General features: G+C 73.5%; 6 protein-coding genes. 3 read left to right on the forward strand and 3 right to left on the reverse strand.

Translation table 11 applies throughout. The features are described 5' to 3' along the window. Positions 1–150: 150 nt before the first annotated feature. Both ACOJTC_RS23295 and ACOJTC_RS23300 read right to left on the reverse strand, forming a co-directional pair. Positions 151–1296, reverse strand: coding sequence for a fatty acid desaturase family protein (locus tag ACOJTC_RS23295; protein WP_420118484.1), 1146 nt, complete (start codon positions 1294–1296; stop codon positions 151–153). Positions 1297–1309: 13 nt separating this feature from the next. Beyond that, positions 1310–2401 (reverse strand): ferredoxin reductase, encoded by a 1092-nt coding sequence (locus ACOJTC_RS23300; protein ID WP_204926510.1) that lies wholly within the window; start codon positions 2399–2401, stop codon positions 1310–1312. 83 nt (positions 2402–2484) lie between these two features. Here ACOJTC_RS23300 and ACOJTC_RS23305 point away from each other — a divergent pair, with 83 nt between their 5' ends. From ACOJTC_RS23305 to ACOJTC_RS23315, 3 genes are all read left to right on the forward strand, one after another. Next, a complete protein-coding gene (locus ACOJTC_RS23305; RefSeq protein WP_420118485.1) occupies positions 2485–3726 on the forward strand; it encodes a PucR family transcriptional regulator in 1242 nt (413 codons plus the stop codon). A 180-nt stretch (positions 3727–3906) separates the two neighbouring features. Further along, on the forward strand, positions 3907–4266 hold the full coding sequence (locus ACOJTC_RS23310) for an effector-associated constant component EACC1 (RefSeq protein WP_420118486.1): 360 nt from the start codon (positions 3907–3909) through the stop codon (positions 4264–4266). Then, positions 4263–9077 (forward strand): caspase family protein, encoded by a 4815-nt coding sequence (locus ACOJTC_RS23315; RefSeq protein ID WP_420118487.1) that lies wholly within the window; start codon positions 4263–4265, stop codon positions 9075–9077. The genes ACOJTC_RS23310 and ACOJTC_RS23315 overlap by 4 nt, the downstream gene beginning before the upstream one ends. A 25-nt stretch (positions 9078–9102) precedes the next feature. Here ACOJTC_RS23315 and ACOJTC_RS23320 read toward each other — a convergent pair. Next, positions 9103–9493: TSUP family transporter (locus ACOJTC_RS23320; RefSeq protein ID WP_420118488.1), on the reverse strand; the 391-nt coding region annotated here is incomplete at its 5' end.

A 9493-nucleotide genomic window follows, 5' to 3' on the forward strand; every position in this document is an offset into this window, starting at 1 on the left:
CCCGGGGGGCGGCGCGGCCGCCGCCCCCGCGCCCCCCGGCGGCCGCGGTGACCGCGGGCGCCGGGGCGGGGGCCCCCGCCCCGCCCGCCGCCGCCCCGGCGTCGCGCCGGCCGGGCGCCGGGACCGGGTGGGTGTCGGGACCGGGCGGGCTCAGACGCCGGAGGTGGCGAGCACCCGGGCCGGGGGGTCGTCGGTGGCCGGCGGGGCGGTCTCCCGGTTGGGCAGCGAGAGCCGGATGACCTTCCACCAGGCGGAGGCGACCTGCTTGGGCAGCGGGCCCGTGGTGTAGGCCAGCCCGTACCTGTCGAACAGCGCCCGCACCTGCGGGGCGATCTCCTGGTAGCGCTTGCTGGGCAGATCGGGGAAGAGGTGGTGCTCGATCTGGAAGGACAGGTTGCCGGTCATGATGTGCAGCAGCCGACTGCCGCTGATGTTGGCCGAGCCGAGCATCTGCCGCAGGTACCACTCGCCCCGGGTCTCCCCCTCGATCGACGTCTTGGAGAACGTCTCGACCCCGTTGGGGAAGTGGCCGCACATGATCACCGAGTGGCTCCACAGGTTGCGGAGCAGGTTCGCGGTGAAGGTGGCGGCCAGGGTGGTGAGGAAGGACGGGCCGGACAGCAGCGGGTGGATGACGTAGTCCTTGAGCACCTGACGGCGGATCTTGCGGCCGACCGCGCGCAGCCGGGCCCGGAACTCGGGCGTCTTGTGCCGGCCCTTGCGCAGGTTACGGCCCAGCTCCAGGTCGTACGCGGCGATGCCGTACTCGAAGAAGCAGGCGTTGAGGAAGTTCCACAGCGGCTGGCCGAGGTGCATCGGGTACCACTTCTGGTCCTCGTCGACGCGCATGATGCCGTACCCGAGGTCGTTGTCCTTGCCCAGCACGTTGGTGTACGTGTGGTGCAGCTGGTTGTGCGAGTGCTTCCACTGGTCGGCCGGGGAGACGTGGTCCCACTCCCAGGTGGTGGAGTGGATCTTCGGGTCGCGCATGAAGTCGTACTGGCCGTGCAGGATGTTGTGGCCGATCTCCATGTTCTCCAGGATCTTGGCCACCGTCAGGCCGGCGGTGCCGACCACCCAGGCCGGCGGGAAGAGCGAGAAGAGCAGCACCGCGCGGCTGCCCATCTCCAGGGTCCGCTGCGTCTTGATCACCTTGCGGATGTAGGCCGCGTCGCTCGCGCCGCGCTCGGCGAGCACCCGGTCCCGGATGGCGTCGAGTTCCTTGCCGAGCGTCTCGATGTCCTCGGCGCTCAGGTGGGCGATCGGGTTGACGGGCTTGTGCTGGATGACGGTCACGTCCGGCCTCCGGTCAGAGATCGATGTCGCAGGAGCCGGCCGCCGCCGACACGCAGGTCTGGATGAGCACGCCGTCCCCGGGGACGGCGGTGGTGAGTTCCCCGGTGCGCAGGTCCCGCACCGCGCCCTGACGCAGCGGCAGGACGCAGCCGTAGCAGATGCCCATCCGGCAGCCGGAGGGCATCAGCGCGCCGGCGGCCTCACCGGCGTCGAGGATCGGGGTGCCGCCGTCGGCGGCGAGGGTCAGGCCGGTCCGGGTGAAGGTGACGGTGCCGCCCTCGCCGGGTGCGATCACCGTCGGCCGGAACCGTTCGGTGTGCAGCCGGTCGGCGACGCCGGCCGCCGTCCAGTGCTGCTGGGCGGCGTCGAGCAGGCCGACCGGGCCGCACGCCCAGGTCTCCCGCTCGAGGTGGTCGGGGACCAGGGTGGCCAGTTCGTCGACGCCGAGCAGGCCGTCGCGGTCGGTGTGCCGCTCGACCAGACGGATGCCGCCCTGCGCGGCCAGCGCACGCAGGTGCGCGCCGAACACGACGTCGTCGGGGGTCGGTGCGGAGTGCACCACGACCACGTCGGCGCGGGTGTGCACGCCGGCCCGGAGCATGCCCATCACCGGGGTGATGCCGCTGCCGGCGGTGAGGAACAGCACCCGGGTGGGGGCCGGGTCGGGCAGGACGAAGTCACCGAGCGCCTGGTCGAGCTGGACGACGGTACCGACCCGGGTCCGCCGGACCAGGTGGTTGCTGACCCTGCCGTCGGGGATGGCCTTGACGGTGACGCTGATCAGGCGGTCGGGGCGGTCGGGGGCGGAGGTCAGCGAGTAGGCCCGCCACTGGCGTACCCCGTCGACGTCGACGCCGAGGCGGACGTACTGGCCGGGGGTGTGGCCGCGCCAGTCGCGGCCGGGCCGGATGGTGAGGGTCGCCGCGTCCCGGGTCTCGGGTTCGACGGCGACGATCCGCCCGCGCAGGGCGGCCCCGGCGCGCAGCGGCGCGACCAGGTCGAGGTAGTCCTCCGGCAGCAGCGGGGTGGTGACCGTCTCGGCCAACCGCAGGAGCCGGTCCCGGACGGTGCTCTTCGCCGCAGGGTGCGGGACGGTGGTGGTCATAAACCCAGGATCCTCGCACTTTCGCATAACATCTTGACCAGGGAAGGTGAATCGGACGCGATAACTTGTTCGAAGGGAACAACATGTCGGAATCGGGGGCGACCGGCCACCTGGGTGGTCGACTGGAACTCGACGCACCGGTGGCCGCGCGGTTACGCGGCCGGCTGCCGATGGTCGCCGCGCACACCGTCACCACCATCACCGCCGAGGTCCCCGCCTACTCCGGCACGCTCACCGGCCAGATGCGCGAAAAGATCGAGAACGCGGTACGGATCGCGTTGGGCACCTTCCTCCAGCTCATCGAGCGGGCCGGCGCGGAGACCGACCCGAGCACCCCGCTGACCCGGGCGTTGGAGGCCGCGTACGCGCTGGGCGCCGGGGAGGCGCGGGTGGGGCGGAGCATGGACGCGCTGCTGGCCGCGTACCGGGTGGGGGCCCGGGTGGCCTGGCGGGAGGTCTCCACCACCACGGTGCGCAGCGGGCTGTCCGCCGAGACGGTCGCCGAGTTCGCCGAGCTGATGTTCGCCTACATCGACGAACTCTCCGCCGCCAGCGTCGCCGGCCACTCCGACGAGCTGGCCAACGTCGGTCGGGCCCGGCGGCGCGACCTGGACCGGCTCACCCACCAACTGCTCGCCGGGGAACCGGAGGAGGTGCTGCGGCGCAGCGCCGAACGGGCCGAGTGGCCCCCGCCGCAGACCCTGACCGTGGTGGTGCTGCCCCGCAGCAGCCTGCGCGGGGTGCTCGCCGTGCTCCCGGCGCACACCCTGGAGAGCGGCGAGGAACCGCCCGGGGCGCAGTGGGCCGAGGAGGGGGCGCTGCTGCTCGTACCGGACATGCACGGTGGGCGGCGGCGGCAGCTCGCCACGGCGCTGCACGGGCAGCGCGCGGTGCTCGGGCCGGCCCGGCCCTGGGTCGCGGTGGCCCGGTCGTACGAGCGGGTGCTGAAGGCGCTCGCCCTCGGCGTGGCGTCACCGGCGGACGCCGCCGCGTGGGACACCGAGCAGCACCTGGCCCGGCTGGTGCTGCACACCGACCCGGAGGCGCTGGCCGATCTGCGCGCCCAGGTGCTCGCGCCGCTGGCCACGCTTCCGGCGGCGACCGCCGCGCGACTGGCCGAGACGATGCGTTCCTGGCTGCTGCACCAGGGCCGCCGCGACGACGTCGCCGCCGACCTGTTCGTGCACCCGCAGACGGTCCGGTACCGGATGGGCCGGCTGCGGGAGCTGTACGGCGACCGGCTGAACGAACCCGGCACCGTGCTCGACCTGACCGTGGCGCTGGCGTTCCCGCCCGCCGAGGACACCGGGCCCGCCGACTCCTGAGCCGGCGCTCCGCACCGCTGCCTCCTCCCCCACATCGGACGGTCCACCGGCCGCGCAATTCCCACCGGACTCGGCCGCGCCGGTGGTCCGAGGTGGACGGTCGGCGGGACTGTGTCGACAGGACGACAGGAGAGCGTCCGGCGGCTGACACCGTGTGACGGCATGGGCCATGATGGCGGCATGCGTCTGATCTTCTCGGTCTCGGACTCCGACGAGTCGCCGGTGCACGACCTTCGCGATGAACTGGCGGCCGACCCGGAGCTGCGTGACGCCCGGGTCCGGCTGATCCACCGCGCACCCGAGCCGGGCACCCTCGGGGCCGCCGAGGTGCTGGAGTTCATCGGCCAGGACGTGCTGCTGCCCGTGGTGATCCAGGCGGTGTACGACTGGTTCCAGGCCCGACGCGGCGCCCGCCGGGGTGGCGACACCACCGTGACGGTCACCCTCACCGACAGCCCGGACGGCACCCGGGAGGTGAAGATCGAGGCCAGCGGCTCGGCCGAGGACGTCATCGCGGTGCTCCAACAGGGTCTGCGGTGACCGCTGCGCACCAACCACGGTTCGACCCGACGAAGTCCCGCGCCGTCCTGCTGGGGGTCAGCCGGTACGACCATCTCGCCCTGACCGTCCCCGCTGCCAGGGACAACATCGAGGCACTGGCGACGGCGTTCGCCGATCCCACCGTCTGGGGTCTGCCGAAGCGGCGGATCGCCGTGGTGCACGACCCGTCGGCCGACGATCTGACCGGCTACGTCGAGGACGCGGCCCAACTCGTCGGCGAGGACGGCGTGCTGGTGGTCTACTACGCCGGCCACGCCGTCCGGGTGGGCCGATCGATGCGGCTGCTGCCCCGCGAGGCCACCGACAACCCCGGCACCGAGTTCCCGGTGGAGGGTTTCGTGGCCGCCGCGCAGGGTGCCGGCGCGCGGCACCGGTTGCTGATCCTCGACTGCTGTCACGCGGGCAACGCCAGTGCCGCCCTGCCGCCCGAGCCGTTCCGGGTGGACGAGGAGCTCAGCGGGTGGCAGTTGCTGGCGGCCGTGCGCAGCGGTTCGGCGCTCGACGCCGGCCCGGACGAGCTGCACACCCCGTTCACCCGGGCGTTGCTGGAGGTCTTCGGCAGGGGCCGGCCGGGCGGGGCGGAGTGGCTGACCCCGGCGGAGGTGCTGCGCGGTGCCGGGGAACTCCTGGCCGACGCGGGCTATCCGGCCCCGGCCCGCAGCCCGGTCGAGTTCGACCGGGGCTGGGTGCGTAACCCGGCGTGGCGTCCGCCGCAGCGCCGGGCGGTGCCGTTCCCCCGCCGGCCGACCGCCTCCCCCACCGACCAGGGCGAGCGGTCCGGCTTCGACAGCGCCTGGCCGGCCCGGCAGGTGCCGTTCGCCGGCCGGGTCCCGGAGCTGGCCCGGGGCGCGGCCAGCCTGGGCGTGCCGCAGGGGGCGGTACTGCCGGTCGTCGGGCCCCGGCACGCCGGCAAGCGGTACTTCGTCGACGAGGTGCTGGCCCGCTTCGCCGAGGAGGCCGGGCGGCTCGACGAGGTGGCGCTGCTGCGGCTGGACATCCCCAACAGCAGCGCGCCCGAGCCGGTGCTCGGGGTGCTCGCCCGGGAACTCGACGTCACCATCGACGACGTCACCGACTACGGCATGGACTACGCCGAGGCGGTCCGGACGACCCTGGCCGAGGAGCTGCAACGGCAGCTGCACCGCCGCCGGCTGATCCTGTTCGTCGAGGGTTCCCGGCTGGGCACCCGACCGGAGGCGGTCCGGGCACAGCTGGACCGGCTGCTGAAGCTGTCGGCGTTCGACCGGGCGCTGGTCATCGTCGCCACCCGGGCGGAGATCCAGCTCAGCGGCGACGGCCAGTTCCGGTACCTGCCGGTGATCCAACTGCGCGAACTCGACGAGGACGAGGCCACCGCGCTGGTCGACCAGGTGCTCTCCGACCCGCTGTACGGCGGCGGCCTGACCATCACCGGGCTCGCCGAGGGCCGGCTCTGGACGGAGCTGGACGACAAGCTGGTCCGGCTGCCCGGAGTGCTGCACAACGGGGTCGACGAACTCGCCAACGACGTGCTCAACAAGCGGATCGAGCAGCCCGGCGTCGAACACCTCGTCGACGCCCTGCTGCGCCGCTCGGCCGCCACGGTCGGTGCCGGGCTTCGGGACGTGGACTGCTTCGCGCTGTGGACCGGCACCGACGGCAAGCGGGGCCGACCCGGCGCGCTGGCCGTGCTGACCGCCTGGGCCATCACCGACGGCCTGTGGCTCTCCACCGAACTGCTCGAATCGATGGGCTGCGGGCTCACCCCGCAGGCCACCCACCATCTGGTCGAGGCGCGCATCCTCACCCAGCAGGAGCGCGACGGCACCCTCTGGCACGACCTGGGCCGGTCGACGCGGCACGCGTTGAGCAACGCGTTGACCGCCACCCTGCGCGGCAGCGGCGGCGACAACGTCTACGGTCGGGCGCTCGTCGACGGTGCCGAACTCACCCCCGACCAGCTCGACGAGCCGGTGGCCGAGGCGATGTTCGCCCTGATCATGGCGATGCTGCGGCAGCGGCAACGGCACCCGGCCAACTCCGACCGGCACGTCATGCTGGGCGTCGACCGGGCGATCGGCTGCCTCGACGAGGCGGTGGTGGCCGGATACCCCCGGCTGCGGGAGACGCTGACCAAGCTCGCCGCCGCGCACTCCGGTGACGCGGCGTTCAGCCCGGTGCGGCTGGAGGCCACGGCGGTCGTGGCCACCGACGGGCCGGTCACCGTCCCGACCGACGCCGTCGCGCCGCCGGTCGAGGCGGACGTCCCCGCCGACCGGCCGGTCCGGGCCACCGGCTACCCGGTGGTCGCCGGTGCCGCCCGGCTCAACCAGGCGATGCGGGCCACCGGGCAGGGCCAGCAGGTACGCGAGGCGTTCGTGGCCGCCGCCGACGCGGTGGCGGAGGCGATCGGGCAGGCCGACCGGGACGCGTTGTCGCACCGGCTGCTGAAGTCGATCGACACCGCGCTGTTCATCGGTGGCCGCCGGCTGCGGGCGGGGACGAGCCTGCTGCCGGCCCGGGAGCGGGCCGCGCCGGTGCTGGCCGACTGCGCCCGGGGGGCCGGCGGCAACCGCCCGGATCTGATCACCGTGGCGATCTCCTGGCTGCTGAACACCGTCGACCTCCAGCTCACCTCGGGTCGGGTCCCCGCCGCGCGGGACGCGCTCGGCACCGCGTTCGAGCTGTTCGAGCTGATGCCCGAGCCGGTCACCCTGCGCGACCGGTTCGCGGTGTTGCAGATGCGCCACCGGCTGCTGTCCGGTCGCGCCCGGGGGGAGCGCACCCTGGCGGAACGGGTGGCGACGCTGTCCGAGGCGACGGCGGCGGTCAGCGAGGGGTTGGCCCTGTCCGGGTCGGACAGCGACCGGGGCCTGTGGAGCATGCGGCTGTGCGGGGTGGCGACGCTGCTCGTCGCCGAGCAGCCGACCTTCGCCGACCAGGAGGCGACGGGCCGGCGGGTGGTCGAGGAGCTGACGGCGGCCTGGGGTTCGCCGGCCCGGTGGCCGGGCGACACCCGGATGTACGTGTGGCGGCTGCTGCACGCCGTGCACCGCAGCGACCCGGACGTGGTCAGCCAGCTGGAGGCCGCCCGACGGACGATGGCCCTGGTGCTGACCGACGGCGAGTTCCCGCTGTTCCCCGGAATCGAGGCGGAGGTGCACCTGTTCGTCGCGCACTGCCTGCGCCGCAACAACAGGTTCGCCGAGGCGACGACCGAGGCCGAGGTCGCGCTGGAGTGTGCGAAGCGGGCCCACGAGGACCGACCGAGCGCCCGGTCGCTGCTGCGGGAACTGCGCATCCAGCGGGAGCTGGGCAGCTGGCGGGCCGAGATCGACGCGTCCCCGCGCGGCGGTGACGCCCCCCGGACCCGGCCCCGGGACCAGAAACTGCTGCGCCGGATCAGGGAGGTACAGAACTGGCTGGCCGAGCAGGAGCACACCACCTGGCACCACGCGGTGCTCGACCTGTGGTGCCACCGGGCCCGGTGGAGCAGCGAGGGTAACCTGCTGGCCGCGGCCACCCCGGAGGGCGTGGAGCGCCTGGAGCGCAGAAAGCGGCTGCGGCCGGAGGATCTGGTGGAGATCCGCCGGGTCTACCGGCTCCGCCGGGACAAGCTCGACGGGCACCTGCGCCGGTTCAGCCACTCGATCGAGCTGCTCCAGATGGAGGTGGGGCTGGAGCGGCAGTACCGGCGCTGGCTGGGGGTGGGCGAGCAGCAGCCTGACGAGCAGGGGGTGCACCGGCGTAACGACGTCGACAACAGCACGGTCTGGGAGCTGATCCGGGCCGCCGAGCGGCGTTGGCCGGACCATCCGGGGGTGCTGGAGGTCCGGGCGGAGTTCCACCGCTACATCTGGGAGTACCGGCAGGCGATCGAGACGTACCGGCGGCTGATCGTGACCGCGTCGGACGGTCGGGGACGGTTGCGGTACGGGCTGGCCATGGTCGAGGCCATCGTCGGGTACGCCCACTTCGGCTGGCCGCGCAACGATCCCGATCCGCGCCCGCTGCTGCTGGAGGCGGGCGAGCTGCTCGCCGCCGAGGAGCGGGAGGGTCCGCTGCTGGAACAGTTGGTGATCCTGCGGACCCGGGTGGACCTGGAGCTGAACCGGGAGATCGCCTGGAGCGACGTCGAGAACGTCGCCACCGAGATCATGAGCGACGGTGGCTACACCGAGGGTGTCGCGCGGATGCTCAACCGGCGGCGCAGCGGCGATGCCGTGGTCACCAGCCTGGCCGACCGGGGGGTGTGGCGGATCGCCGAGGGCAGCGAGTTCGCCGACCAGCTCAACCGGGTCTTCCACCCCACCCCCCGGGTGCGTCCGCCGGCCGACCGGGAGGTCACCGACGAGTCCCACTCGACGATCGCCGACCTCCTCCGGGAGAACTTCACCGAGGTGCAGCTCCTGCGCGGCCTCGGCGCGGTCTACCTGCGGATGGCGGAGCTGCGTCGGGACCCCGAGAAGGCGGTGAAGGCGTTCCACTTCTTCGACGGGTGCCGGGTGTTCCAGCAGGTCCACCTGGCCGGCCGGGTCACCCCGGTCACCATGTTCCTGATGGCCCGGGCGATCCTGCTGGCCGCCGAGCTGACCTCCTCGGCCGATCCGATCGCCGAGCCGTGCCCGCGGGAGGGTCGCAGCTGGCTGGAGTACGCCGAACAGCGCCTCCAGTCGAGCAAGGACCAGTCGGTGGGCGAGTTCGGCAAGCAGTGCAGCCACTTCCACAAGGAGACCGGCAAACTGCTGCGTACCATCCAGGCCCGGCAGGGCATGGAGAAGATGGCCAACCTGCGCCGCCGCCCCCGGTGACCGCGCCGGAGGCCCGGCCGGGCGGTCAGTCGGCGGGGCGGGTCGCTGTCCGACCGACGCCGGCCGGGGAACGTCGGGCGCAGGTCAGCGCGGCGAGCGCCGCGCCGGCCGCGAGGCCGGCCAGGCCGGTCCACAGCGCCGGGTCGGCCCGAACCCCGCCGGGGAGTTGCTGGACCAGCACGAAAGCGCCCATGACCAGCACGAACCAGCCGAACGACAGACGCAGGGCCTCGGCCGGCACCCGGCTGGTGAGCCGCCCGCCGAGCAGGCTGCCGAGCACGGCGGCGGCGGTGACGGCGAGCGCCAGCGGCCAGTGGATGTCGACGGTCCAGAGATAACCGGCGAGACCCGCGAACGACTTCATCGCGATCACCACCAGCGAGGTGCCGATGGCGACCGGCATCGGCAGGCCGCCC

This window comes from Micromonospora sp., assembly GCF_048594385.1.
GTDB classification, from domain to species: Bacteria; Actinomycetota; Actinomycetes; order Mycobacteriales; family Micromonosporaceae; genus Micromonospora; species Micromonospora wenchangensis.